The organism is Desulfosoma profundi (genome assembly GCF_055387865.1).
This window is the reverse complement of sequence record NZ_AP042420.1, coordinates 1,917,692-1,944,342: the sequence shown is the minus strand read 5'-3', so window position 1 is coordinate 1,944,342 and position 26,651 is coordinate 1,917,692. Positions and strand designations below refer to the sequence as shown.

25 protein-coding genes and 1 tRNA gene are annotated in these 26,651 nt (G+C 57.1%); 6 read left to right on the top strand and 20 right to left on the bottom strand.

Features of this window, described 5'->3' with window-relative positions:
* Positions 1-44: 44 nt before the first annotated feature.
* A complete protein-coding gene (gabT, locus tag ACZ5K9_RS08320; protein WP_464270874.1) occupies positions 45-1,349 on the bottom strand; it encodes a 4-aminobutyrate--2-oxoglutarate transaminase in 1,305 nt (434 codons plus the stop codon).
* A 320-nt stretch (positions 1,350-1,669) separates the two neighbouring features.
* On the opposite strand from gabT, the gene ACZ5K9_RS08315 reads away from it, so the two are divergent.
* The 6 genes from ACZ5K9_RS08315 (at position 1,670) to ACZ5K9_RS08290 (ending at position 8,394) form a co-directional block, all read left to right on the top strand.
* Positions 1,670-3,478 carry a sigma-54 interaction domain-containing protein gene (locus ACZ5K9_RS08315; RefSeq protein ID WP_464270873.1) on the top strand — a complete coding sequence of 603 codons (1,809 nt, stop codon included), beginning with the start codon at positions 1,670-1,672 and terminating at the stop codon, positions 3,476-3,478.
* Positions 3,479-3,646: 168 nt separating this feature from the next.
* On the top strand, positions 3,647-4,885 hold the full coding sequence (locus tag ACZ5K9_RS08310) for an amino acid ABC transporter substrate-binding protein (protein ID WP_464270872.1): 1,239 nt from the start codon (positions 3,647-3,649) through the stop codon (positions 4,883-4,885).
* A gap of 206 nt (positions 4,886-5,091) precedes the next feature.
* Positions 5,092-5,976 (top strand): branched-chain amino acid ABC transporter permease, encoded by an 885-nt coding sequence (locus ACZ5K9_RS08305; RefSeq protein WP_464270871.1) that lies wholly within the window; start codon positions 5,092-5,094, stop codon positions 5,974-5,976.
* A gap of 3 nt (positions 5,977-5,979) precedes the next feature.
* Positions 5,980-6,969, top strand: coding sequence for a branched-chain amino acid ABC transporter permease (locus tag ACZ5K9_RS08300; protein WP_464270870.1), 990 nt, complete (start codon positions 5,980-5,982; stop codon positions 6,967-6,969).
* Positions 6,962-7,687, top strand: a complete 726-nt coding sequence (locus tag ACZ5K9_RS08295) for an ABC transporter ATP-binding protein (protein WP_464270869.1) — start codon at positions 6,962-6,964, stop codon at positions 7,685-7,687. The genes ACZ5K9_RS08300 and ACZ5K9_RS08295 overlap by 8 nt, the downstream gene beginning before the upstream one ends.
* The gene (locus tag ACZ5K9_RS08290; RefSeq protein WP_464270868.1) at positions 7,684-8,394 is read left to right on the top strand and encodes an ABC transporter ATP-binding protein; all 711 of its coding nucleotides are present in this window, start codon (positions 7,684-7,686) and stop codon (positions 8,392-8,394) included. The genes ACZ5K9_RS08295 and ACZ5K9_RS08290 overlap by 4 nt, the downstream gene beginning before the upstream one ends.
* A gap of 45 nt (positions 8,395-8,439) precedes the next feature.
* Here ACZ5K9_RS08290 and ACZ5K9_RS08285 read toward each other — a convergent pair whose 3' ends face one another.
* The 19 genes from ACZ5K9_RS08285 to ACZ5K9_RS08195 form a co-directional block, all read right to left on the bottom strand.
* Complete coding sequence (locus ACZ5K9_RS08285; RefSeq protein ID WP_464270867.1) at positions 8,440-8,847, bottom strand: hypothetical protein; 408 nt, start codon at positions 8,845-8,847, stop codon at positions 8,440-8,442.
* Between the two features lie 135 nt (positions 8,848-8,982).
* Positions 8,983-9,207: a transcriptional coactivator p15/PC4 family protein gene (locus tag ACZ5K9_RS08280; RefSeq protein ID WP_464270866.1), complete on the bottom strand. Its 225-nt coding sequence runs from the start codon at positions 9,205-9,207 to the stop codon at positions 8,983-8,985.
* A 51-nt stretch (positions 9,208-9,258) separates the two neighbouring features.
* Entirely contained in the window at positions 9,259-10,287 is a 1,029-nt protein-coding gene (locus ACZ5K9_RS08275) for an RluA family pseudouridine synthase (RefSeq protein ID WP_464270865.1), read from the bottom strand.
* A 7-nt stretch (positions 10,288-10,294) separates the two neighbouring features.
* Positions 10,295-11,320 carry a PIN/TRAM domain-containing protein gene (locus ACZ5K9_RS08270; RefSeq protein WP_464270864.1) on the bottom strand — a complete coding sequence of 342 codons (1,026 nt, stop codon included), beginning with the start codon at positions 11,318-11,320 and terminating at the stop codon, positions 10,295-10,297.
* 138 nt (positions 11,321-11,458) lie between these two features.
* Entirely contained in the window at positions 11,459-11,938 is a 480-nt protein-coding gene (locus ACZ5K9_RS08265) for a CarD family transcriptional regulator (RefSeq protein ID WP_464270863.1), read from the bottom strand.
* Positions 11,939-12,178: 240 nt separating this feature from the next.
* Positions 12,179-14,173, bottom strand: coding sequence for a sodium-translocating pyrophosphatase (locus ACZ5K9_RS08260; protein ID WP_464270862.1), 1,995 nt, complete (start codon positions 14,171-14,173; stop codon positions 12,179-12,181).
* Between the two features lie 55 nt (positions 14,174-14,228).
* Complete coding sequence (pth, locus tag ACZ5K9_RS08255; RefSeq protein ID WP_464270861.1) at positions 14,229-14,894, bottom strand: aminoacyl-tRNA hydrolase; 666 nt, start codon at positions 14,892-14,894, stop codon at positions 14,229-14,231.
* Positions 14,895-15,524: a 50S ribosomal protein L25/general stress protein Ctc gene (locus ACZ5K9_RS08250; RefSeq protein ID WP_464270860.1), complete on the bottom strand. Its 630-nt coding sequence runs from the start codon at positions 15,522-15,524 to the stop codon at positions 14,895-14,897.
* 40 nt (positions 15,525-15,564) lie between these two features.
* A complete protein-coding gene (locus ACZ5K9_RS08245) occupies positions 15,565-16,488 on the bottom strand; it encodes a ribose-phosphate pyrophosphokinase (RefSeq protein ID WP_464270859.1) in 924 nt (307 codons plus the stop codon).
* 171 nt (positions 16,489-16,659) lie between these two features.
* Positions 16,660-16,734: transfer RNA gene (locus tag ACZ5K9_RS08240), tRNA-Gln, on the bottom strand.
* Positions 16,735-16,746: 12 nt separating this feature from the next.
* On the bottom strand, positions 16,747-17,613 hold the full coding sequence (gene ispE / locus ACZ5K9_RS08235; RefSeq protein ID WP_464270858.1) for a 4-(cytidine 5'-diphospho)-2-C-methyl-D-erythritol kinase: 867 nt from the start codon (positions 17,611-17,613) through the stop codon (positions 16,747-16,749).
* Between the two features lie 124 nt (positions 17,614-17,737).
* Positions 17,738-18,187: a DUF1844 domain-containing protein gene (locus ACZ5K9_RS08230; protein WP_464270857.1), complete on the bottom strand. Its 450-nt coding sequence runs from the start codon at positions 18,185-18,187 to the stop codon at positions 17,738-17,740.
* An 18-nt stretch (positions 18,188-18,205) separates the two neighbouring features.
* Positions 18,206-19,789, bottom strand: a complete 1,584-nt coding sequence (serA, locus tag ACZ5K9_RS08225; protein ID WP_464270856.1) for a phosphoglycerate dehydrogenase — start codon at positions 19,787-19,789, stop codon at positions 18,206-18,208.
* 123 nt (positions 19,790-19,912) lie between these two features.
* Entirely contained in the window at positions 19,913-21,322 is a 1,410-nt protein-coding gene (locus ACZ5K9_RS08220) for a M48 family metallopeptidase (protein WP_464270855.1), read from the bottom strand.
* Entirely contained in the window at positions 21,319-21,735 is a 417-nt protein-coding gene (gene rsfS / locus ACZ5K9_RS08215; RefSeq protein ID WP_464270854.1) for a ribosome silencing factor, read from the bottom strand. Before rsfS ends, ACZ5K9_RS08220 begins: the two co-directional genes overlap by 4 nt.
* A 32-nt stretch (positions 21,736-21,767) precedes the next feature.
* Positions 21,768-22,457, bottom strand: a complete 690-nt coding sequence (nadD, locus tag ACZ5K9_RS08210; RefSeq protein WP_464270853.1) for a nicotinate-nucleotide adenylyltransferase — start codon at positions 22,455-22,457, stop codon at positions 21,768-21,770.
* Between the two features lie 27 nt (positions 22,458-22,484).
* Entirely contained in the window at positions 22,485-23,741 is a 1,257-nt protein-coding gene (locus ACZ5K9_RS08205) for a glutamate-5-semialdehyde dehydrogenase (RefSeq protein ID WP_464270852.1), read from the bottom strand.
* A gap of 94 nt (positions 23,742-23,835) precedes the next feature.
* On the bottom strand, positions 23,836-25,071 hold the full coding sequence (gene proB, locus ACZ5K9_RS08200) for a glutamate 5-kinase (RefSeq protein ID WP_464270851.1): 1,236 nt from the start codon (positions 25,069-25,071) through the stop codon (positions 23,836-23,838).
* Positions 25,072-25,214: 143 nt separating this feature from the next.
* Positions 25,215-26,651: a YihY/virulence factor BrkB family protein gene (locus tag ACZ5K9_RS08195; protein ID WP_464270850.1), complete on the bottom strand. Its 1,437-nt coding sequence runs from the start codon at positions 26,649-26,651 to the stop codon at positions 25,215-25,217.

Genomic DNA, 26,651 nt, shown 5'->3' with positions numbered 1-26,651 from the left:
ACTCTCCGGGAAAACAGGACATCGTCAACAGTCCTCACGGGCCTTCACCGAGACACTTCCTTCAGAGATTCCTCCAAGATGGCCATGCCCCGATCCAGTTGTTCGTCAGTGATCACCAAAGGCATCAATGTTCGGATCACATTGCCAAAATTGCCACAAGAGAGCAATACAAGGCCTTTTTGGTAACAAAGATTGACCAGTCTTTTGGCTTCATCCGTGGCCGGTTCTTTGGTTTCGCGATCCCGCACCAGTTCCAAGGCGAGCATCGGACCTTTTCCCCTGACATCCCCAATAATTTCGAAAGACTGCTGCAGCTGGGCAAAAGCGGCCCGCACTTTCTCCCCAAGGGTCTCTGCCGTTTTGAGTAGTCCGTCATCCAAGAGGATCTCCAGCACGGCCAAAGCAGCCCGACAGGCCAAGGGATTGCCTCCGTACGTGCCTCCCAAGCCTCCGACATGAGGTTTATTCATGAGGTCGGCGCGCCCGACGACGGCGCTAAGCGGCATGCCCGCCGCCAAACTTTTGGCCAAAGTCATCAGGTCGGGAACGATACCCCAATGTTCGATGGCAAACAGCTTTCCTGTGCGCCCCATGGCCGATTGGACTTCATCTATAATGAGCAAAATCCCATACTTCTGACAAATACCATGGATCTTCTTGAAGTATTCCGGGGGCGGCGTGACGAAACCCCCTTCTCCCTGAATGGGCTCGGCGATGACCGCCGCGGTGCATTCCGCCGCTACATAGGAAATGAAAAACTCTTCAAGATAATCCGCACAGGCCACCTCGCATCCCGGATACGTCAAATTAAACGGACACCGGTAGCAGTAGGCAAAAGGGATGCGATAAACCTCAGGTGCAAAAGGTCCGAACCCCAGTTTGTAGGGCTTGATCTTGCTGGTCAGGGTCATGGTCAAGAGCGTTCGCCCATGGAAGCCGTTCTCGAAGCAGATGACCGCCGGCCTCTGGGTGACATAACGGGCAATTTTTACCGCGTTTTCCACCGCCTCGGCCCCGCTATTGGCAAACAGCGTCATTTTGTCGAAATCTCCGGGCGCCAAAGTATTCAACCTTTCGGCAAGCTCCACGTAGGGTTCGTACATGGCAACGTGGAAACAGGTGTGAGTGAATTTCCCTGCCTGGTCCTTCAGCGCCGCCACAACCTTGGGATGGGAATGCCCCACGTTCATCACACCGATGCCGCCAGCGAAGTCAATTAACTCCCTGCCGTCGACATCGATCAAAGCGGCTCCTCGAGCTTCTCTGATGAAAGCTGTTGTCACGTTGAAAGGCCCTTGGGGGACGCTGCGGTTTCTTCTCTCCAGCAAAGCCCGTGAATTGTCGCTCATTCTCAAACTCCTTTCTCCAGGGAGGATCCCGCTTTGGATAACGTACACAGGTGTTTTCAAGTAACAAGGAGCATACCAAATGAAGAGCTGTGTTCGCCCCGTCGCGGATCTTCTTGTTATCATCGACGTCCTGATGAAGCCCGAATTTCTATCGAAAACGCCTCGGGAACGCTAGCCGACGACGGAAAAGTACCGCTGTGTCAATGTTGACGATGCCACAGCGCATAGGCTATGCGTAAAGGCATCACCTGGCTCGTGTAGGATTCAAAACGAAGGCACGCATGGACTCGCTTATGGGAGAGTAGATTAGGATGCCAAGATTGGCCAAAGAACGCCAAAAGTCTTTTCGCAAGCCGCCCGAGGGTGCGCGGGCCGCGAATGACCCCGGTCTGCAACTTCTCGATGCACTGGGGCACCCCCTTCTTGTGGCCCAAGCCACGGGGATTATCACCTTCGTCAATCGAGCTGGCCGGGAATTTCTTGGACTTTCGCCGGGAAACAGCCTGAACATCGCCTTTCCCAGCGTTTGGAAGGAAGCTTCTCGCACCCTTAGTGACGGTGCAGTGCGATTCGGGTTTATCCAAGACACTCAAGAAAACCGCTACATGGTCCGCATCAGTCCTATGGACAGTGCGCCTTTTGGTCCCGGGGTCCTATGCCATTTTGTGAATAGTCTCCAGTTAGACGAAGTCACCAGGGCCTTACTGTCCTTTCAAAACCTTTCCCGCGAACTAGATGCCATCATCGACTCTTCTTACGACGGATTGTGGATTTGCGACGCTCAAGGAACGGTGCTTCGAATCAACCGCGCCTCAGAACGGTTGAACGCCCTGAAAGCCCAAGACGTGGTGGGAAGGAACATGAGAGAACTGGTTGAAGAAGGGCTGATAGACCGCTCCGCCACGCTTGAGGTGATCCAAACAAAGCGTGTGGTCAACCTCCTGCAAAACACCCGAGGCGGGCGGAAACTCATGCTCACCGGAAGCCCTGTTTTTGACGAGCACGGACGTTTGTCCCTGATCGTTGTCAACGAACGCGACATTACAGAAATCGATGCCCTCTACAAAAGCCTAGAACAGGAAAAAGCCCTCAAAGACCAATACAAGCACCAAATCCTGGATATGCAATTGGCCCATCTTCGAGAACATCAAATCATTGCACGTAGCCCCGCTATGGTCAACGTGATCCACCAAGCTTTCAAAGTGAGCGCTGTGGACTCAACCGTCCTCGTCCACGGCGAGTCCGGTGTGGGGAAAGGCCTTATCGCCGATATCATCCACAAGTTCTCTCACCGATCCCAAAATCCCATGATCCGCATCAACTGCGGGGCCATCCCAGAAACACTCATAGAAGCGGAACTCTTCGGCTACGAGCGTGGTGCCTTTACTGGGGCGAAGCAAACCGGGAAGCCGGGCTATTTCGAGCTTGCTGACGGAGGAACGCTCCTCCTGGATGAGGTCTCCGAGCTGCCTTTGACTTCCCAAGTGAAACTCCTTCGTTTCCTGGAAGATGGGCGAATCACCCGCGTGGGCGGCACGGCGAGCCGTAAATTGGATGTGCGCATTTTGGCGGCCACAAATCGAGACTTGGCTTCTATGGTCCAAAAAGGCGAGTTCCGAAAGGATCTCTTTTATCGCCTGAACGTCATCCCGTTATGGATCCCTCCTTTGAGGGAACGGCGCGAATGCATTTTTCCGATGCTCCAGCATTATCTGGAACACTTTTGTAGCAAGTTGCAAAAACCAGCCCTTCGTTTGAGCCGAGCAGCCGCGGATGTGCTCGTCACCTATGACTATCCGGGCAATGTCCGGGAACTGGTTAACCTGTGTGAGCGTCTCGCGGTCATGTGTGAGAACAACCCCATAGGTTTGGAGGATCTCCCACAGAACGTCACAGCGCATACCATCCTTCGAGAAGACGACAAAGATGTTCCTCTGGAGGGCACCTCTTTTAGAAAACTTCTGGAAGCCGCCGAACGCCGGATCCTTGCCAAGGCGTTGGAAACATATGGTACCCAATGGGCGGTCGCTCAAAAGCTAGGGATCAACCAATCCACCGTGTCTCGAAAGATTAAAAAGTATAGCCTGAACGCTAACTCTCACGGTGGGCCGAACAATGGTATGCTCTAGAGCATAACACGGCATTCGAGCACTAGCGGGCAAGCCTTAGCTGGGGCAGAAAACACGGTGCGGTAAGGTGTTTTTTTCCGGTATGAGTGTTGCAAGAGCATCACGCGCATGTGGTACGGGAGATGCACCGTGTATTACGATCACCCTTGATGGTACAGGAGGTGCTCCATGAAGAAGGTCGCATTGTGTTGTCTTGTCCTCATTTCAATATTCATCGGCACCGCCGACGCCGATGAAACGCGGGACTACTTCAAAATCGGGGTTATCACATCCCTTTCCGGGGATTTGGCCACCGGAGGCAATGTCACGAAAAGGGGCTACGACCTATGGGCCCAAACCGTGAATGAGCAAGGCGGAATAGAAATCGACGGAAAGAAATACCCCGTGAAGCTCTTTTACGCCGATGCCCAGTCAGAACCCGCAGTCGGAGCGTCAGCCGCGGAGCGGCTCGCCACCCAAGAAAAAGTGGATTTCGTTCTAGGCCCGTACTCTTCTGGGGTAACCTTAGCCTGCGCACCTGTACTGGAAAAATACCGCATTCCCATGATAACCGGGTCCGCCGAATCACCTCTTATTTGGCGCCAGAAGTTCCGCTACACTTTCGGCACGATCCCGCCGGTCAACTACACGGGCTCCATTCCCATCGAAACCCTTTCTCGCTTGGATCCTGCCCCCAAGACGGCCATCATTCTTGGATCCAACGACGCCTTTTCCAAAGCCACCGCGGAAGCTTTTAAAGCATCAGCTGAAACCCGCGGCATCAAGGTTTTGAAATTTGACATTGTCCCTGCCGGTCAAGATCTTACGCCATACATGTCCGTTGCCAAAGCGACACGTCCGGATCTTATTGCCTTCGGCGGTCACGATGAAGAACTGATAAACTTGGTAAAGGCCCTACGCCAGATCGACTACACTCCGAAAGCCCTGTTAATGCATTATGGGGTCACCGAGCCTGCCTTTGTCGAGGCGTTAGGCAAAGATGCTGAAGGGGTTTTCGGAGGCGCCGTGTGGACCGGAAATCTTAAAACGCACGGCACCGTGCTGTGGGCGGATGCCCGGACATATGCTGACGCGGCTCTGAAAGCCTTCAATGTCCCCGCGGATTACACCCAAGCTGGCTCATCGGCGGCAGGACTTGCCTTTCAAGCGGCAATCCAGAAGATTAAAGCCACTCCGCCCCTCTCTGAACAAGAGCGGGAAGAGCTGGTGCAGGCCTTGGAACAATTGGATCTCGACACGTTCTACGGAAAAATCAATTTCGCCGATGAAGGGGAATTTTATCATGCCAACGTCGGTCTGACCCCGTTAACGATTCAGATCCAGCAAGGCCACGTCAAGATCGTGGGCCCGAAGGAATACGCCGAGAGCGCGGCCATCTATCCTCTGAAACCCTGGAAAGAACGCTAAGTCTCCGGCGTGACGGTATCCAACGTCAATAGGCGGTTTCTTTTTCCCGCTCTTGAGGGGCACCCCGCGCCCCTCCCTCCAAAGGCTCCACCATGACATCAGGGGTTATCGGAGGCATACGGGCACATAATGAAGCTCCGCTCTTAGCTTTTGGGAATTCCGGGATGGACCCCGGATTAACACACTGACCCCGGAGTCATCGCATCATGTTGCTTTTACCTCAGGCTATCGCGGACGGACTCCTCATCGGCGGCATTTATATCACTATCGCCATAGGCTTTTCCCTTTCCTACGGCGTCATGCACATCATTGATTTTGCCGTCGGAGAATGGATCATGCTAGGAGCCTTCATGGGCTACTATCTGAACCAGTGGTTCGGTTGGGAACCTTTTCTCGTTTTGCCCCTTATTTTCTTGGTCTTTTATTGCATTGGCTTTTGGATACAGCCCCTGATCCATCGCGTCCTCAGTGGTCGACGGGGCAATCCGGTTTTGATGGGGCTCGTGTTCACCTTCGGCTTGGCATTGATGTTCCGAGGTCTAGCTTTGACGGGCTTCGGCTTCTTTTCCCGTTCCATTCCCTCGGTTTTAGCGAAAGGCTCATGGTTTTTCCAGTCCGGAGATTTTTTCCTAACTGTTCCGCTCATTCGTTTTTCGGGTCTGTGTTACGCTTTGGCCATTACCGGAGGGCTACACTACCTGCTGAAGAAAACGGACTTCGGTTTGGCTGTCCAGGCCCTGGCCCAGCACAAGGAATCAGCTGGCCTAATGGGGATTGATTCCAAACGGATCAGCTCCCACGTCTACGGCATCTACGTGGCCATCAGTGCTATGACAGGGACCATCTTCGGATGCATCTTTTCCATTAGCGCTCAAATGGGCCCTGACCTTACAGTGTTTGCCTTCTTTGTTGTTGTATTGGCAGGAATGGGCTATTTGGCTGGCGTGCCATGGGCGGCTTTCCTGCTCGGTTTCGTCCAATCCTTCTTCCTCATCTACCTCAGCCCGGCGTATACCCTTTTAGCTGTTTTCGCCATGCTTTACGTGATCTTGCTCATTTCTCCCAAAGGGCTCTTTAGAAAGGGAGTCTGAACCATGCCCCGCAAGCCTGTCCTCTGGGCCTTCGGGCTCACCCTCTTCCTTGCCGCCGTTCCTATGGTCATCCATGACACCTTCTACCTCAGGGTTCTCACGGAGGCCATCATGTGGATTGGACTGGCCGTCACCTGGGATGTTCTGGCCGGATACACGGGCTACCTGAACTTTGGGCACGGTGCATTTTTCGGCCTCGGAGCTTATACGACAGCCATTCTCATGGTTAAGGCGGGATGGCCGTTTGCGGGTGCAGTCGCAGCCGGCGGCATGTTGGCTGGTGCAGCTGCCTTTTTCGCGGGAATCCCGACTCTACGCCTGAAAGGCGCCTATTTCGCGATCGCCACCTGGGCGTTAGCGCGGGCCGTTCAACAAATCGCCTTGGTTCTCGGGATTACTGGTGGGCCTGACGGCATGAGACTCCCTCCTTATCTCCACCCGCAGTTTTTCTTTTATGCCATGCTGCTTGTCACGGCCGGGGTTTTTTTTATTCTTTGGTACCTCCTGGAATTCGCCCCTTTCGGACTCAAACTGAAAGCCATCCGAGAAAACGAAGACGGCGCCATGGCGCTCGGCCTGAATCCCACTCGAATCAAAGTTCAAGCCTTCATGCTGTCGGCGTCTCCGGCCGGAATCATCGGTGGTATCTATGCATACTGGATCACTTATATCGACCCGGCCTCGACGCTTGGAGATCTCATCACCGACCAGGCTGTGGTCATGGCCGTTTTCGGGGGACTCGGCACATTGATCGGGCCAGCTTTGGGTGCCATCGTCCTTTTCACACTTAAAACTTACTTTTGGGCTTACCTCTCCGACTATCAAGTGCTTTATCTCGTCATCCTTGGCGCTCTCATTGCCTTCAGCGTTGTGTTCCTCCCAGACGGTTTGTGGGGTTCCATTTTAAGCCGCCTGTCGAGAAGGGCGCAGCCCGCGCCAGTTTCCTCTGAGCCGAGAAGTCCACAGGAAAGCCCGGAGAGTTCCCATGCTTGAAAATACGCTTCATGTGGATTCGATTTGTAAATCGTTTGGTGGTCTGCACGCCGTCGACGGCGTGACTTTTTCCATTGCACCTCAAGAAATTGTCGGATTGATCGGGCCCAACGGCGCCGGCAAAACCACCCTTTTCAATCTCATTAGCGGTTTTTATCGACCCACTCGAGGCCGCGTGCTCTTTAAGAACCATGACATCACAGGAATGCCCCCATATAGGCTTGCGAGGCTCGGCATTGGGCGGACCTTCCAAATCGTTAAACCGTTCACGGGTTTGACGGTCTTGGAAAACGTGGTCGTCGGGGCCCTTTCGAAGTACCCGAGAAGAAAAGACGCGGAACGACATGCGTGGCAGGTCTTGGAGTTTACCGGACTGGCCGAACGAGCACAGGACGTAGCTGCAAGCTTGACGCTTGCTGGCAGAAAAAGGCTGGAAATCAGCAAAGCATTGGCCTTGGAGCCGTCCCTGTTGTTGCTCGATGAAGTTGTCGCTGGCCTTAATCCTAAGGAAGCCGATCGCACCGCGGATTTGATCCTTAGTCTCCGGGAACTCGGCCTGACCATTCTCATCGTCGAACACATCATGCGCGTCATCATGAATATCAGCGATCGAGTGGTTGTGCTGAATTATGGACAAAAGATCGCCGAAGGCAGCCCGAGAGAAGTCGCTGAAGATCCAGCGGTGATCGAAGCCTACCTAGGGGAATCCGTCGCATGAACATCCTTCGAGCCCAATCCGTTTCAGCCCATTACGGCGATGTGCAGGCCCTCTGGGACATCACTTTCGACGTTCAAGAACGGCAGATCGTCGCCCTTATCGGCGCTAACGGCGCCGGCAAGACCACCACTCTGAAGGCCTTATGCGGCTTAATACCCATCAGCCGAGGTGAAATTCGATACGAAAATCGGCGCATTGACGGAATGCCGGTCCATGAAGTGGTCGCTCTGGGCATCACCCTGGTCCCCGAAGGCCGCCAGCTCTTCCCCAAAATGACCGTGGAAGAAAACCTCCTCCTAGGCGCCTACTTGAAACGCGCCAAGGAAAAACGCCGTCAGAACCTGAAGCGGGTCTACGATCTCTTTCCCCGGCTTGCCGAACGACGAAACCAGATTGCAGAAACTCTTTCCGGCGGGGAACAGCAGATGCTGGCCATCGGCCGAGGACTCATGCAGGACCCCAGCATCCTCATGTTCGATGAACCGAGCCTCGGTTTGGCGCCGATCTTGGTCCACGAAGTCTTTCGAGTGGTGAGGGAACTCAATGCAATGGGACTCACCATTTTCATTGTGGAACAAAACGTGCGCCAAACACTGCGAATCGCCCATTACTGCTATGTGCTGGAAAGCGGGCGCATTATCCAGCACGGGCCAAGCCGGGATCTGGAAAGGGATCCGAAAGTGCGCGAAGCCTACCTGGGCTTATAATGTTCTGTTCGGCTTCACGTCGTGTCCCATCGGACAGTGGATGGGCTAGAGAGGCTTCAGAACAAAAACCTGTTTGACAACCCGAGCAATTTTGACCTCTTTCACGTCGGTGAGCCGCTCCGGATGCGCTTCCAGGTCCTCCCATGAGTCCAGCACCACTGCACTGCCGTTGTGCGACACCAGGACGGGTATGGTCTGCTTGGGCGGTTTCTTTCCCTCGAAGACGAGATCCGCCTTCTCTTCGGGTTTCACAAAACGTCGTTCCACGACGTAACATCCCACGGTTTCATAAACCGGGATCCGACAATACTCCTCCGGGGGAAGATCCCGCACCGTCCCGTTCTCCACGACGAAGAAACGCGTCGAGCTTACCTTGTCCGGTTCCTCAGGTCGCGCCTTGGGTTTCATGGTGTAGGTCTCCTTAATTCTCCCTGCCGCCACCCAGAGGGCCACGTGGTCGTCCTCGGCCGCCGATGTCAACGCAGGGCATGGCAGCCGGCACGTCAGGCACCGCAACAGGGGAATGAATCGTTCCTCTTTGGGGCACCATGTAAATTGGCTTCGCCGGGTGTGGAGGGTCGCGGGCATCTACGCCTCAAGGGCTTCTTCCAGTTTTTTCATAGCCTCTTTCAGGTCGGGAAAAAGTTCCGGAGACAGGGTGATGCCTTTCTTGGACGGATGATACTCGCCGTCGTCCCCTTTGTAGTAGATGCGGATGTCAATGTATTCCTTGCCGCGAAAAACACTCAGGGACACCCGGATCTCTTCCAGCGCGTTCCTTTGGAAACTGTGGATCAGTCGATTTTCAGCCATGAAATGCTTCTCTCCCTTCGCGGAGCTTTTTGATGAAGCTACAAAAGCGATTCACCGCGGTCTTGTCAATGACTTTTCGCCGTCCACACCCGAAGCGGACAAGCGGGTCTCATCCAACGCCTCCCAAAGCCGACGAAAATCTTCGGGAAGCGGCGCGGTGAATTCAAGAACCTGCCGATTGCGCGGGTGAACAAAAGCGAGATGCCAGGCGTGGAGCATGGGGCGATGAGCATGCGTGATGACGGCCGATCGAAGGCCCGGGTGAGGCAGGCGATGCGCCCGCCGGGATCCCCCTCCGTATGTCTCGTCCCCAACAACCGGACGGCCCATGGCGTGACAGTGGACGCGGATCTGGTGCGTGCGCCCGGTGAGAATACGCACCTCGAGGAGCGAGATCCACTCGAACCAAACCCGGCGCACCCGCCAAAAGGTGATGGCCTCTTTGCCCAAATGGTCCACCACCGCCATTTTCTTTCGGTCCGTCGGGTGGCGCCCGATGAGGCTGCGCATCTCCCCGGATGGCTGAGGAAATTTACCGTAGACGAAGGCCAGGTAGGTCTTGCGCACCTCATGGCGCTTGAATTGATCGATGAGATCCAGGTAGGCCGTGTCGCTTTTGGCCACCACCAGAACCCCGGAGGTGTCTTGGTCCAGGCGATGCACGATCCCGGGGCGCAGGGGCGCGCCTTGACTCGCCAGGCGGTCGCAATACCACAAAAGCCCATGGACCAAGGTGCCCCGATCATGCCCTGCTCCCGGGTGGACCACCAGTCCGGCGGGCTTGTTAATCACGATGATCTCGCTGTCCTCATAGAGCACCTCAAGGGGTATGGGTTCCGGGATCACCTCCATATCCCCCGAGGGCGCCACCACCTGGACGACGATCTCATCCCCTTCCTGCACCACGTAGGCGGGCTTGACGGGGTGCCCATTGACAAGAACACGTCCCGCTTCGATCCATTTCTTGTACTGGGACCGGGAGCGTTCGGGGTCTCGAGCGCTCAAAAAAACGTCCAGGCGTCGGCCTGTATCCAGCGCCTGGACGTGGAAGATTTCCGAAGGTTTGGACAGGCTGTGCATGGTCCGACTAGTGCCGCCGTCCCGATTCCGAGGGCTTCAGGGTGGTGAAGATCATTCGGCCTCCGGTCGTCTGGAGGATACTCGTCACCGAAGCCTCCACCTCCTGGCCCAGCATCTTGGCCGCATTCTCCACCACCACCATGGTGCCGTCTTCCAAATAGGCAATGCCTTGCCCTTCTTCCTTCCCCTCCTTGAGGATCTGCAGCCGTAGGACTTCTCCCGGCAGGACCACCGGCCGCAAGGCGTTGGCCAGGCGGTTGATGTTGAGCACCGGGATTCCTTGGACTTCGGCGACCTTGGAAAGATTGTAATCGTTGGTGACAATAGAGGCGTTAAGTCGTACAGCAAGCGCCGTGAGCTTGGCGTCCACGTCGTTGAGGTGGGGAAAATCCTGTCGCTCTATGCGAATCTCCGCCAACTCGTCTTCTTGAAGCTTCTTGAGCATATCCAAGCCCCTGCGGCCACGCAGCTTCCGGGACGGATCGGGGCTGTCGGCAATATGTTGCAATTCTTGGAGCACAAATTCAGGGATGACAAGAATCCCTTCCAAAAAGCCGGCTTCGAGGATGTCAATAATCCGCCCGTCAATGATGGCGCTGGTATCCAGGATTTTCAGTGAGGCTCCACGCCCCCCAGTTCTTTGGAAAAAAGGCCAACTCGGCCAACCCAACTCTTCAATCTTGATGCTGCCCACCACCATGCCGACGTATCCGAAAATGCAGACGAGGACCACGGAACTCGCCACGCGGATGGTCGTGTTTTCAATACCGATGAAGGCAAAACTCAGCAATTTCACGATCAGAAGCCCCATCACCAGTCCTAGCGTGCCCCCAAGAAGGACCTTGATGGGGAGACGACGGACCGTCTTCACCAGCCAAATGGCCAAAAGAGCGAAGCAAAACCCGACGGCCACCCCTGCCCACGGGGCCCACCCGTACACGGCCAGTCGCTCAATCTGGCCGGCAATCAAATATCCCCCAATGCTGCAGACGACGATCAGGACAATCTTGATGACAAGTCCAGCCCAAGCCACATATCTCACCCCCCTTCAAGAAAAGTCAAAAAAAAACCTCTGTGATCCATACGTTAAGACAAGATCAATCCGCTGAGGAACGAACCGGTGGTACGGTGGGTGCCGTGCGCCCCGTTGCCGGAGACCAAAGGGGACGGGCTATCGAAGGATTTCGTCGATTTCACAGGCAATCTGGCTTTCCTGGGCTCCCCTCGCCATGGCGACCTCCGTCACCAGAAGCGCTCGAGCAGTTTCCAGCATCTTGCGTTCCCCGAAACTCAACTCCTTGTCGTTTTGCAGCACCGTCAGATCCCGAAGCACCTCAGCCAGTTCGTAAATGGAGCCCGTCTTGATCTTCTCCATGTACTCCCGATAACGGCGATTCCACGTGGTGGAGTTGACGGAAATCTCCCGGCGGCGCAGGATGTCATAGACTCTGTGCACCTCATCCACATCGATCAGACGGCGTAAGCCCACCACATGCGCGTTCCGCACCGGGATCATGATTTTCATGTCGTTTTCCAAGATGCGCATGATGTAGAAATCCTGGGAATGACCGCCGATGGATTTGGTTTCGATGGCTTCTATTTTGCCGACGCCATGGGCTGGGTACACGGCAAGATCCCCGACCTTAAACATCCTGACCTCCCTGTCTCCCGACAAAGCCGAGCGCTTTTCGGCAGACGGTCTAACCTCATCGACCCACCCGCAGTGGGCTGGAAACTAATAAGTTTTAAAATAATAACACCTTGGGGAGGTCCTGGAAAGACCAAACCGAGGTCGGGTGAGATAGCAGACGCGATGACCCTTACCGCCGGAACAGCGTTGAAAAGGGCCCCGGCATCCCCGGGGCCCTTCTCGGTGGCAAGGCGTGGTCGCTTAGCGGATGAGCAGCGGAGCGATAACGAGCGAAATGACCGAGACCAGCTTGATCAGAATGTTCATGGTCGGGCCGGAAGTATCCTTGAACGGATCGCCCACGGTGTCGCCCACGACGGCCGCTTTGTGGTTGTCGGAACCTTTGCCGCCGAAGTGACCCTTTTCAATGTACTTCTTGGCATTATCCCATGCCCCGCCGCCATTGGCCATGAACAGAGCCAGCATGACGCCGGAGATGGTGCAGCCCAGAAGCGTTCCACCCAAAGCCTGGGGACCGATGAGGAAGCCCACGACCACGGGGACCGTCACGCCCACAAGACCCGGGAGCATCATGCGGCGAATAGCCCCTTTGGTGGCGATGGCCACGCACCGGGCCGGATCGGGCTTGGCCTTGCCTTCCATCAAGCCCGGAATTTCACGGAACTGGCGGCGAATTTCTTCCACCATGTCAAACGCCGCGTCGCCCACGGCCGTCATGGTCAAAGCGGCCACGACAAAGGGGATGATGCCGCCGATCAAGGCCCCGATGGTCACATAGGGATCCGTGATGTCAATGGTGGAAAGCTTAGCCGCCTGAGCGTAGGCCTGGAACAAAGCCACCGCCGTCAAGGCCGCCGCGCCGATGGCAAAGCCCTTGCCGATCGCAGCCGTGGTGTTGCCCAAAGCGTCCAGGCTGTCCGTGATGGCGCGGGTTTCAGGACCCAACTCCGCCATTTCCGAAATACCGCCGGCGTTATCCGCAATGGGACCATAAGCATCCACCGTCATAGTGGCACCCACGGTGGCCAGCATGCCGACGGCCGAAATACCGATGCCGTAAATCCCGCCCGTCACGTAGGCAATGTAGGTGGCCGCACAGATGCCGATGACCGGCAGAGCCACACTTTCCATACCCACGGCAAGACCGGCGATGATCACCGTGGCCGGACCGGTTTCGGACTGGCCGGCAATTTTTCGGACCGGCGCCATGGAGGTGTAGTATTCCGCGAGAAGCCCGATGATGATGCCCACCACGAGACCACTCACCACCGCGTAGAAGACACCGCTCGGCAATCCAAGCGCTTTGTTGATGTAATAGGTGATCCCCACAAAGGCAACAGCGGCCACAAAGGTCGTGTACCGCAACGCGCTCTGCGGATTCATGCCGCTCATGGCCTTCAAGCTGAAAACACCCAAGGCCGAGGAAATCAGCCCACCCATGACCACCAAAAGCGGCATGGCCATGTATGCGGAACGGTCCGCACCCTGGAGCATTTCCTGAGGCATGGTCGCGGCAATGGCGATGGTGGCGATGACGGCGCCCACGTAGGACTCGAAAATGTCGGCGCCCATGCCGGCGATGTCGCCCACGTTGTCCCCCACGTTATCCGCGATGACGCCCGGGTTGCGCGGGTCGTCTTCCGGAATCCCGGCTTCCACTTTGCCCACCAGGTCGGCACCCACGTCCGCCGCCTTGGTGTAGATGCCGCCGCCCATACGAGCAAAAAGAGCGATGGAGCTGGCGCCCATGGCGAAACCGTTAATGTAGTTGGCGGTCACCGGATCTTTTCCGAACAGATAGTACGCCACACCCACGCCCAGGAGCCCGAGGCCGGCCACGGACAGCCCCATGACCGAACCCGAAAAATAGGACACGGTCAAAGCCTTGGCCTGGCCCCACTGATTGGCCGCCCATGCGGTGCGGGAATTGCCGCGGGTCGCCGCCGTCATGCCCGTAAAACCGGCAATGATGGAGCAGGCTGCACCGCCCAAGAAACAGTAGGCCGTTTGCGGATTCACGCCAAAATAGAGAAGACCGGCCACCACGGCGATAAAGATGAGCAGGACCGAATACTCCGTCTTGAGGAAAGCCATGGCACCCACGTGAATCATTTCCTCAAGTTCCTGCATCTTTTCCGTGCCGGGCGGTTGCTTCTTGACCCACATAAAGATCATAAAAGCCAATAGAAAGCCGGCCACGCCAAAGATCGGTGCATAGGTCGTGTAGTTGAGCATGCTCCCATCCTCCTTCACCTTGTGCAAAATTGAACTTGACAGGATAAAAAATTTTTTACACCCGCGTTTCCGCCCGAGGTGGCGCGCCCCCCGCTGCATCCCTCTGATTATAGAGGTTCATGGCCGCGTCCACACCCTTTTCCAAGATAACCCGAGCCGCTAGGGCGCCGTGGGACACCATGCGTTCGAAACGGTCCAGCTCGTCCTCCTGAGGCAGGCTCAAAACAAAAGCTTCCACCGGCTCCCCGCGTCGAGGCCGGCCGATCCCCAATTTCAGACGAGGGAAACCGCTGTCCCCCACCCACTCAATGATGGACGCCACACCCCGATGTCCCCCCGCACTGCCTTTGCGCACGATCTTGACCCGACCAAGCGGCAGATCCAGATCGTCATGGATGACCAACATCCGGCTGTGCGGGAGTTTGAAATACTGGAGCATGGCTTTGACGGCCTCTCCGCTTCGATTCATGTATGTCGTCGGCTTGATGAACAGGACCTTTCGGCCTTCCACCACGCCTTCTCCCCACTGCGCTGGAAATTTCCTTTCCTGGAGACTCACCCCGTAGTGTGCCGCTATGGCCTCCACCACCATAAACCCCGCATTGTGCCGCGTGCCGTCGTAACGACGCCCGGGGTTGCCCAGCCCGACCACCACGTTGATCCACTCCAGCCCGGATACCCCTCGACTCTCAGCCTCTGGGCGGAAATCCCCCTCGACCACCTATGCCTTTGTCACCTCCTCTCCTCCTTCAGTTGGCGATTCGGACGCCTGCGCCGCTTTTTCCGAATCCGGAGCCGCCACGGTCACCACAGTATAGCTGTCATCGTCCAAGATCTCAAAGGGATACTTGCCTCTGAGATCGGCGATGTGCAACGATTCTCCCATCCGGAGTCCGCTCACGTCCACACTGATCTTGTCCGGAATGTCCGTCGGGAGGCACCGCACCGACAGGCTGTATCGGATTTGATTAAGGATCCCACCATCGGTGACGCCCACCGGCGTGCCCACAACCTCTACGGGAACATCCACCGTCATAGGCTCATCGAGCGCCACTTCGTGGAAATCCACGTGCATGACCCGCCGCTTGTACGGGTGGTACTGAACCTCCCGGATCACCACTTTCTTCGTCTTCTTTTTTCCCCCGTCATCCACCACCAGCGGGATTAAGCGGGTTTCCTCCCCGAGCTCCTTCAAGCACTTGAGCAGCTGGTTCTGGGGTACGCTCAAAGGGACAGGAGACGTCTTCGGCCCGTAGCATACTCCGGGGATCCACTCTTCTTGACGCAACCGCCTCGCCGGACCTTTTCCCGTTTGTGTGCGAACTTTCGCCGACAACTCCAACATCGCCATCTATCGCCTCCACACGAAAAGAATGTATCGGGTCGGGCCGCTACGGAAAAAGGCGGCTCACCGATTCGTCCCGATGGATATGAAGCATGACCTGAGCCAAAAGAGGCCCCACACTGACCGTTTGCACCTTGGGACTCCGCGCTGCCCTGTTCCCCAAAGGAATGGTGTCCGTCACCACCAAAGTCCGCAGAGGGGATGCGTCGAGCCGCTCCACGGCCCCTTCCGAAAGGACTCCGTGCACGCAAAAAGCACGGACATCTCTCGCCCCATAAGCCATGACCGCCTGCGCGGCCGTACACACTTTGGTCGCCGTATCGACCATGTCATCATAGATAATGACCGACCGCCCGCGGACCTGACCCACCACCACCGGGTCCTTTTGGCCGGTTTCCCGCTCCTGGTGAATAATGGCCAAAGGAAGCCTCAGTTTTTCCGCCAACACCCGAGCTCGTGCCACGCCCGCAGCGTCGGGCGCCACCACCACGGTGTCCTGATCTACACACCGTTGGACCTCTTCCATAAAAAAACAGTGCCCGGGGACGTCATCCACAGGCAGCCGGAAAAACCCTTGAATCTGTCCGGCGTGCAAGGAACAGGACACCACCCGGTCCACTCCCGCGGCACTCAACAGGTTGGCCACCATCTTGGCTGTAATGGGCACCCGCGGCTTGTCTTTCTGATCTCTACGCCCATAACCGTAATACGGAATGACCGCGTTGATACGCGCCGCCGAAGCTCTCCTCAGGGCGTCGACCATCAAAAGGAGCTCCATCAGATGGTCGTTCACCGGTCGGCACGTGGACTGGATGACAAATGCATCCACCCCGCGGACATTCTCGCCGATCTCCACGCGAATCTCCCCGTCGGAGAAACGCGCCACCAGAGCCTTCCCCAAGGACAAGCCCAAAAAACGGCATACTCTCTCTGCCAGTGTCGGGTTCGAAGATCCAGCAAAGACTTTCACCCGACTGTGCATCCTCTCCCGACCTGTCCTAAGGCGCCCGCCTTCATGAACCGGCTCAGCGACGTCACCGTATGTTCGCTGACAAGCGATTTATCCTGCCCTCGGGGCGGTTGTGTTTATCGTCCCGAGGGCTGCCTTGGGCACCGCCCCAAAGCTTTTCTCGGAACCCGATGGCTGGGGTGGGAGGATTCGAACCTCCGAATGCGGGTTCCAAAGACCCGTGCCTTTCCCCTTGGCGACACCCCAATACGCTTGGCTTCAGTGGCGTGATGAGATTGCCGGTTCATTGAGTGTGGTGGTCGCCGCACACCACCACGTCGGCCACACCCGCCGACCCTCTTCGGCCACGGCAGCCGCCTGACCCACGGTTTCAAAGATGCCAAAAACCGTAGGACCACTCCCCGTCATGAGCGCCCCTACGGCCCCATTGCGCCGCAGCCAGCCCTTAATGGCGATAATGTCCGGGTGCCTTTCCGCAACCACGTCTTCCAAATCATTTTCCAAACATGACGCCGGGTTGTGAGGGCAGGCCAACAGCGTGTCGATCTTAATGTGACTCCCTCCCCTTGTCAACTTCAAACTCCCGTAAGCCCAGGCCGTGGAAACGGCAAAGGGCGGCTTGATCAACACCAGAGGGTACTTGGGCAAGCCGGAAACAGGTTGCAGGACGTCTCCAATGCCCGCAGCCAAAGCCGGAGCTCCCAGCAGAAAGAAAGGCACGTCCGCGCCGAGACTTCGAGCGAGCTCATGGAGCGCCTGGGAAGAAAGCCTCTGAGGCGTGATCCGGTTCAGGCAGGTCAATACAGCCGCCGCATCGGCGCTCCCGCCCCCCATGCCGGCCCCGACCGGAATCCCCTTTTGGAGGCGGATGTGCAATCCAATCCGCCATCCGGATCTTTGGAAAAACGCTTCAGCGGCCCGCCACACGAGATTCCTATCGTCCTTTGGCACTTCAGGATGTGGGCACTCCAGCCTCATGCCCCTGTGGACAACCTCGACGTCCAGGCGATCATAGACGGCCACAGGGAGCATCAACGTGGACAGGTCGTGGTATCCGTCCGGGCGCTTTCGTAAAACCTCCAACCACAAATTGATCTTCCCGTAGGCACAGACCGTGGTTCTCATCGGACGCCGTTGCCCCTTCGAACGTTGGATGCACAAAAGCACAGGGGCACGGCATCCCGTGCCCCTATAACAAAGCAGGATTCAATAATTTAAGACGAAATCTTCAGGCCCCCATGCACAGGGATCACGAGCCGCTTTGCCTGACGAAACGCAACCGCAGATCATAAAGGACCGTTTGCAACAACTGGTCTTCGTCCTTGTCCAAATTGCCCTTGGTCTTTTCCTGGAGCATAGCCAGGGTGTCGATAATCTGCTTGGCCAAGGGAAGGTCCTTTTCCACCTTTTGCGTGTTCGGATCGGGCACCTCGCCCAAATGGACCAAAGCCGAAGAGCTCAGAGAAAACACAAAAGTGGAGAACGTCACTTGCGGATACGCGCCGGCCGGGCGGCTCCTCCGGGCGGCCTCATCCGCCTCAGCCTTGGCCTTTTCTTGATCCGAAGACGCTGCGGACGCCATCGGCTCCTCTTTAGGCGCCGCTTTTTCCGCCTCTGCCGGTTCTTGGGTTTCCACTTCGTCCAGCGAGATCCTTCGCCGATCTCTGACGACAAAGCCTTTCTTTTCCTGCTCCTCCATAGGCCCTCCGTCGCACGGCTAGAGTTCGAGGATCTGCACGATGTTCACGTTCTCCAAGGACAGCAATTCCTTGACCACATCCGGGGTCACCGGGGTATCCGTGCGCAGCAGAATGATATTCTGCCCGCGTTCCAACACTTGGCCCACATCCATCATGGAGATGTTGATGTTATGGCGCCCAAGGCAGGTCCCGATGGCCCCAATGGTCCCCGGCGTGTCGATATTGTAGATGAGGAGCAAATGCCCTTCCATGGCGGCTTCCAGACGGAAGTCGTTGATGCGCACCAGTCGCACGTCCTTTTTGCCGAAAATGGTTCCGGCCACAAGATTTTCATCTTGGGATGTCTTCATGTAGATACTGATCAGATTGGTGAAATCCTCGGCCTCGGCGCGCAGACTCTCGGTGACACGAATCCCTCGTTCTTTGGCGTGCACCGGGGCATTGACGAAGTTCACCTGATCTCCCAGCATGGGAGTCAAAATCCCCTTCAAAACGGAAATGGTGAGGGGTTTGGTGTCTTTCACCTGGCACACATCGCCCACGTATTCGATGGAAATCTGCTGGGGCGCCCCTGGCGTGATCTGTTGCACCAGACTGCCCAGTTTCTCGGACAGCTCCAAGTACGGGCGCATGGTGGCCAGGATCTCTCCATCAATAGACGGGGCGTTCACGGCGTTTCGGATGGTCCCGTTCAACAGATAATCGATGATTTGGTCGGCCACAGCCAAGGCCACATTTTCCTGAGCTTCCTCGGTGGACGCTCCCAGATGCGGCGTCGCAATAACCTTGTCCAGCTCCAGCAGTGGGTTGTCCTTCGGCGGTTCTTGGGTGAACACATCCAATGCCGCTCCGGCCACGATCCCTTCCTGAACGGCCTCGTAGAGGTCCTGCTCGTTGACGATCCCCCCGCGGGCGCAGTTGATGATGAAAACCCCGGGCTTCATCTTTTTAAAGGCATCTTTGTTGATGAGGTTGCGGGTCTCCTGGGTCATGGGCGTATGCACCGTGATGTAATCCGCCCGTGCGAGGAGCTCGTCGAAGCTCACCGCTTCGACCCCGAGCTTACGAATGCTTTCTTCATTGATGTAGGGGTCGTAGGCGATGACGTTCATTTTCAATCCCTTGGCCCGATCCGCGACGACCCGACCGATGCGGCCGATGCCCACCACCCCGAGGGTCTTGTTGAAGACTTCCTTGCCCCGGAATTTCTTCTTTTCCCACTTGCCTTCTTTCATGGATTTGTTGGCTTGGGGAATGTTTCGCGTCAAGGCCATGAGCATGGCGATGGTGTGTTCCGCGGTGGTGATCACATTCCCTTCCGGGGTGTTCATGACCACAATGCCGCGTTTGGTGGCGGCGGCGATGTCCACATTGTCCAAGCCAATCCCCGCCCGACCGATGACCTTCAAGTTATCGGCGGCTTCAATGACCTCCCGCGTCACTTTGGTGGCGCTTCGGATGACCAACGCGTCGTATTCCTTGATGACGCTGCACAACTCTTCATGGGTCAGGCTGGTGTTCACTTCCACTTCAAAGCCGGGAACGGCCTTGAGTTTTTCTATCCCCGATTCGGATAGATTATCGCTGACCAGGATTTTCATCGATGCCTCCTCGACGCCCCAGGCCCGCACCTTGGGTCCATTCGTGTTTCTTCCAAAACCTTGCCCCCTCACGTGTAAGTTGCATGTGTAACACTGTTTTTCAAAAACCGTCAAGTTGTTGGATTATGAGCCTCGAGAGGTCTTCCTCGTCTCTTTCAACCACCGCTGCAGTTCTTTGAGCCGCTCATCCGTTGCAGAAAGGTAATTCTTGGCCTTCTCCAAATGAAACGCCACGAGCTGGGCCTCACCGCGCCGCATGGCATAGCGGGCGAGGTAATAATGCGCGGGGCCCAGATCCTGCATGCGGCCGTACACGACCCCCAACTGGTAGTCCAATTCAGCATTGAGCGGAGCCAGTCCTTCCGCCCTCTTGAGGTGTTGCAGGGCGTCCTGCCACCGCTCCTGTTCCTGATACAGCTGGCCGAGCCGCAGATGAACCATGGGAGATTCATCGTCGATGGCCAGCGCCGACCGCAGGGCCCTCTCCGCCTCATTGAGCTGTCCAAGACGATGATAGGCTTCACCAAGGCTATTCAAAACCAAAGGGCTAAGCGGCGCCGCCATGGCCGCTTGCCGCAGAAAACCTAAGGCGTCGTCCAGGCGCCCTTTATGAAGGTTCAAGCGCCCAAGCCCGTAGAGAGCCGCTGCCTTGCGCGCAGGTTCCTGCAACCACGCATTGAAACGACTTTGAGCCGCATCGAAATCCGCATGCCGGCTGAAAAGGATGGCTTGAATGAAAGGGTAGTCCCCTACGGAATCCCGGGCCGGCCCCGTCCACGATTGAGATCCCTTCTGGGCCACCAGTTGCTCCAAATAACCAACCCGCTCCCCCAGTGCCGGGTGGGTCATGAGGTATGACGGCACCCGAGAATCGCTCTGCCAATTCATGCGGCGCATCTTCTGCATGACCGTCACCATGGCCTGAGGGTCGTATCCGGTCGACTTCAGGTAGGCAAACCCCAACCGGTCGGCTTCCTCCTCGTTTTCCCGGCTGTATTTGAGCTGCAGGGTCTGCACACCTGCCATGGTCCCCACGGCAAGCGCTTGAGCCGCACCGCTTTCCAGACCGAGAAAGGCGCCCGCCAAGGTCCCCACAATGGCGGCGATGCTCAGCATTCGGCCTTTTTCCAGTTGCTTGTGAATGTGCCGGGACTGCACGTGGGCCAACTCGTGGGCGAGGATGCTCGCCAATTCGGCTTCCGACTCCATCAGCTCCAAAAGACCCCGAAAAACGAAAACATAGCCCCCGGGAATGGCGAAAGCATTCGGAGTGGCATCGTCAATGACGAAAAAGGCGTAATCGTAGTGAACGGGTCCGGCGGCCCGCACCACCCGCTTCCCGATGGATTGGACATACCCGGCCACCTCCGGATCTTCGATCAGACGGAAATGTTCCCGGACCGTTTGCAGCATCTTTCGGCCCAGTTCTTTTTCTTCGTCAAGATCCAAAGCCCAGGCCGGAGTCAATCCGGCCCCCAGAAGCAGGCAGACAATCACCCCCACGACGAGGCGCCGCATGCCAACGTTGGTCATGACCTTTCCCCGCTCGGCACGGACAAATGCTTCTCGATGGGCACAACCGTTCCGTCTGACCAAAGACTCTCCAGATCGTAGAGTTCTCTGATGGGCTGATAGAAGATGTGCACGATCACATCCCCGTAGTCCATGAGGATCCAATGTCCTTCTCTTTCCCCTTCCACCCCCAACGGCCGCACCCCCAGCTCCCTCAGGCGCGTCTGGACCCCATCCGCAATCCCTTGCACCTGACGGCTGGACCGGCCGCTGCAGATGAGAAAGTAATCCGCCAAAGTGGTGATCTTGGAGACGTCCAAAAGGACGATATCCAGGGCTTTGCGATCATCCGCCTCCTTCGCGCACGACAGCGCCTTGGTCAACGGATCCATGAGCGGGCGTGTGTTCTTGACGCGGTTGACTGAATTGGTCATTCTTCCTCCCAAAATGCTTTATCCACAAAGCTTCATCGATACAATCTGTTTTCGTTAATATAATCCATTACGGCGTCGGGGACCAGAAACCGAATGGACTTTCCCCGGGCCGTCAAGGCCCTGAGGCGCGATGAGGCAATGTCCAGAAGGGTGGTGGCCAAAAAGACCACAGGCCGTAACGTCAACGACCGATAAATTGCCCGCACGGCGGTGTTTTCCCCTTGAAGCGGCGGGGCCTCCCGGGAATAGTCTCCGGACACATGCTGATGTAAAAACGACAGAGGATCCCCGTGCACCACTCCGGGCCTATTCAGTACCGTTACCGAAGCCCTTGCGAAAATTTCCCGGTAATGCCACCACGTGGGCATCTCAAAAAAAGCGTCGGTCCCCACCAGGAGAAAAAGTTCGGTTCCCGCCGGCAACTCACACCCCAGAGCTCGAAGGGTGCGCACCGTGTACGAGGTCCCTTCCAAACGTCTTTCCACATCCGATACACGAAAACGTGGATGTCCGGCAACGGCCTGTTGGAGCATCCACCGACGATGTTCGTAAGGGGCGATCTTCGGATCAGGTTTATGCGGAGGCACCCATGCCGGAATAAACAGGCATAGGTCCAAATCCAAAGCCTCCACGGCCTCCTCGGCCATGCGCAGATGGCCCATGTGCACCGGATTGAAGGTACCACCCAAAACTCCGACGCGCCTCGGACCTTCCCGGCTCATGACCTCCTCATGCCGTTACCGTTGCCCCTATTCGCGCAATTGCCCCGTCCCGAAGGCAATGAACTTGGTCGTCGTCAATTCCTCCACCCCCATGGGTCCGAAAGCATGGAGACGCGATGTGGAAATCCCGATTTCGGCTCCCAAACCCAACTGATACCCGTCGTTAAAGCGGGTCGAGGCATTGACCAAAACCAGGCTCGATTGAACCTCTTGAACGAAACGCATGGCCCGATCAAAATCTTCCGTCAGGATGGCTTCCGTATGGCTGGACCCGTATCGGGTGATGTGGTCAATGGCCTCGTCCATGGAAGCCACCACCTTGACCGCCAAAATGAGGTCCAGATACTCCGCCCCCCAGTCCTCTTCCGCAGCCGGCCGACAGCCCGGCACCAAGCGGCACGTCTCGGGGCATCCTCGCAGCTCCACCCCATGGCGGTGGAAGGTTTGCGCCATGCGCGGCAAGAACACCGGAGCGACCTTTTGGTGGACGAGCAGTGTCTCCATGGCGTTGCACACACCGGGCCGTTGCACCTTCGCGTTCAGGCACACCCGTTCGGCCATATCCATATCCACGCGTTCATCGACGTAGATGTGGCAAACCCCCTTGTAGTGTTTCAGGACCGGCATGCGAGCATTTTCCGCCACAAAACGAATGAGCTCTTCGCCCCCTCTGGGAATCATCACGTCAATGAAGTCTTCCAGTCGCAAAAGCTCCAAGACGGCTTCCCGATCCGTGGTGTCCACCGCCTGGACGGCCTCCTGGGGCAAGCCCGTTTCCACGAGGGTTTCCCGGAGGATCTCCACCAGGCATCGGTTGGAATGGAACGCTTCGGAGCCCCCCCTCAGGATCACGGCGTTTCCCGCCTTGATGCACAAACCCGCCGCATCCACCGTAACGTTGGGACGGGATTCGTAGATGATCCCCACAACGCCCAAGGGAATCCGCATGCGGCCCACCCGCAACCCGTTGGGTCGGGTCCACAGGCCCGTCACCTGTCCCACCGGATCCGGGAGCCGCGCCACCTGCCGAAGGCCGTCCGTCATTTCCCGGATCACCTTATCGGTGAGTCGCAATCGATCCACCTTGGCCTTGGGAAGACCTTTTTCCTCAGCTGCCGTAATATCTCGGGCGTTGGCCTGGGCGATGCGATCCCGTTCGGCGAGAATTCTGTCGGCCGTCTTTTCCAAAAAGAGCTGCTTCACCGTCATGCCCGCCTTGCCCATAAGGTGCGCCGCCTCCCGCGCCTTACGGCCCATGGCTGTCATCGTTTCCCTGTAATCCATGGCTTTTCCTCCGAGACCAGGCCCGCTTCTGCGCCCCCCGGCCGACCCACATCGTGTCCCCGCCCGGGCGGGTCCTGCGCCACCCCCGGACCGCTCAATCCGAGGCGCCGGCAGGTTCCGCCAAGACAAAGTTGTTCCGATGGATGACCTCATCCGAATGCTTGTAGCCCAAGATCATCTCGATATCTTCGGTATGATGTCCTTTGATCCGCTCAATTTCCCCCGAGCGGTAATTGGTCAAGCCCACACCCACAAGCATCCCCGTTTCGTCCACACAGCGCACCGCCGCCCCGACCCCGAAAGTGCCCCGCACCTCCCGAACCCCGATGGGCAGGAGAGATTTGCCGGCTTTTTGCAAGGCCCGCACAGCGCCCGGATCCAACACCAATTCGCCGGCCGGCTTGGGCAGATTGGCCAGCCAGATCTTCTTGCCGTGATACAGGCGCCGCTTCGGAAGAAACAGCGTCCCCAAAGGCTCCCCGTCAAAAAGCCGCACCAGGACATCCTTTTCCCGACCCGGCCCAATGACCACTGGAATCCCGGAGGCCAGGCACTTCTTCGCCGCCTGCAGCTTGCTCAACATCCCGCCCGTGCCTACAGATCCGGGTTCGGGCGTCGCGCAGGCCACAAGCTTCGGGCTGAAGCCGTGCACGACCCGAATCAGTCGGGCGTCGGCATGGGTTCTCGGATCGCAGTCGTACAGTCCTTCGGTGTCCGTAAGGATCACCACGAGGTCGGCGGCCACCAAACCGGCGATGAGTGCCGAAAGCTGATCATTGTCCCCGAACTTAATCTCCTCGACGACAACGGTGTCGTTTTCGTTGACCACCGGCACGATGTTCCAATCCAATAGTGTTTCCAAGGTGTTGCGGGCGTTGAGATAGCGGTGCCGATGGGCGAGATCCTCATGAGTCAGCAGAATCTGGGCCGTAAGAAGATCAAACTTATCGAAGGCGTCCTCCCAGGCGTTCATGAGGAAGGTTTGCCCGATGGCGGCCGTTGCCTGCTTTTGAGGGATGGTGCGCGGTTTTTCTTTGAGACCCACCTTGCGCATCCCTGATGCCACGGCTCCCGAGGACACAACGAGCACCTCATGGCCTTTGTGCTTCAATTCGACAATTTGATCCGTAAGCCGATGGATGACGACACGGTCCAGGCCACGGGGCGTGGTGAGCACGGCGCTGCCCACCTTCACCACCACGCGGCGACAACGCCGGAACCACGAAAGCCGATCGGGAACGTCCTCGTCCTGGGAGCCGAAAACACCCACATCCGTCTCTTCGCCCCCCGCGGGAGCGTGGGGAGAAATCCTCGTTGGAAACTCTTTCATGGTTCTGAATTCCTTAGACATGGATCGATCCTGACGTCAAACCCATTCCACAGAACGGATTTTCACAGGAACCGCACGGGATTGGCAAGAAAAAAGCCTTCTCCACCGCCGCCCGTTTCACGGCGGTGTCCCTGGGAATCTTTTCAGAGCTCCTCCGTCCGTTCCGGACCGCCCAATCCTGCAGATTCCGCACAAGTCCCGCCCATCTCCCCCAAGGCGTTTTCCAAGTTTCTTCCGGCAAACGGGGAAAGATACCCACGCAGGGCACTCTCCAGCAGCCCCCACGCCGGATTCCGGGGTTTGAGAGAACCTGGAGGCGCCGAAGATTCAAATGGCCGGCCTGTCGCCATCAAGGGGATTTCTCCGGGGAACTCCTTTTCATGGAGCCATCGCACCACCCGATCCAACTCAATCAGCCTGGGATGGCGCCCAAGGGTGAAGCGCACCCCGAAACGGGCGTCTTCCACCAGGATCCCGCGGTCCACAAGAAACTCGGCAATGTCCAACAACACGTCCTGGGGTACGCCCACCTCGTCGGCCAGCACTGCCAGTTCGGGTGTCGGACGTCCTTTGAGAAAGCTCTCGTAGACACGAAAAAGCAGAAAAAGGCCCAGAAAAACCTGGGAAAAACGATGAGCCCCCTGCCCTTTGTTCTGCTCCGAAATCAAAGCCTTGGTGTTCTGAAGTGCATAACTCAGCTGACCGCCCCATAAGATGATGATCCAGGTGAGAAAAAGCCAGATGAAAAAAAGAGGTACGGTGGCCAGCTTTCGATAGAAGTTGGTCACCCCGCCGGCTTGAATGACGTAAAGGTAAAAGCCCTTCTTGGAAAGCTCCCAAAGGATGGCGGCACACAACCCGGCGATGACGGCATTGCGGAAGCGCACCCGAGCGGACGGCAAGTACAGGTAGAGCAGGGCAAAGCAGATGGTTTCCACCAAAACGGGAGCGCATAGGTTGTAGAGGCTCCGCACCACGACATGGCGCGCAAGAAAGGATTCCACGGCACCCCCTTGGGGCACCAGCACATTGCCGATCCACATGGAAGCCAGGATGACAAAAGGACTGGAAGTCAACAGCACCCAGAAAGCGGTGACCTTTTGGAAGTAATGGCGGGAACCCTTCACCCGCCACATGGTGTTGAAAACGCGTTCCGCCGTGACCAAGAGGTTGAGGGCTCCCACGATGAGCCCCAGCAGCGCCGCTAAATTGATCAGGCCCGCCGGGCCGGCTTTGAACACCGTCGGGGAAATGGAACTTTTCAGCCAGCCCATGACCTGGTTGTGAAATTCGGGGACCACAGCGGGAAGAATCTTTTGCTGCACGAAGTGGATGATCCGTTCCCCGCCTCCCAACAACCCCACAAAGCTGAAAAAGAGAACCGCGAACGGAATCAACGACAGAATGGTGGCAAAAGCCAGGCTGGCTGCCCGATCGAAGCAAAAATCCCGGTGGAACTTCCAGAGGCTCAGATAGATCAAGCGTCCCGCGGGACGCATCCGGGCCAGAAGAGCGCCTGCGGGGCGATCCTCCGCCTCGAAAAGAAAACCCCTCAACCGATCCACCCAGCGTGCCCCCAT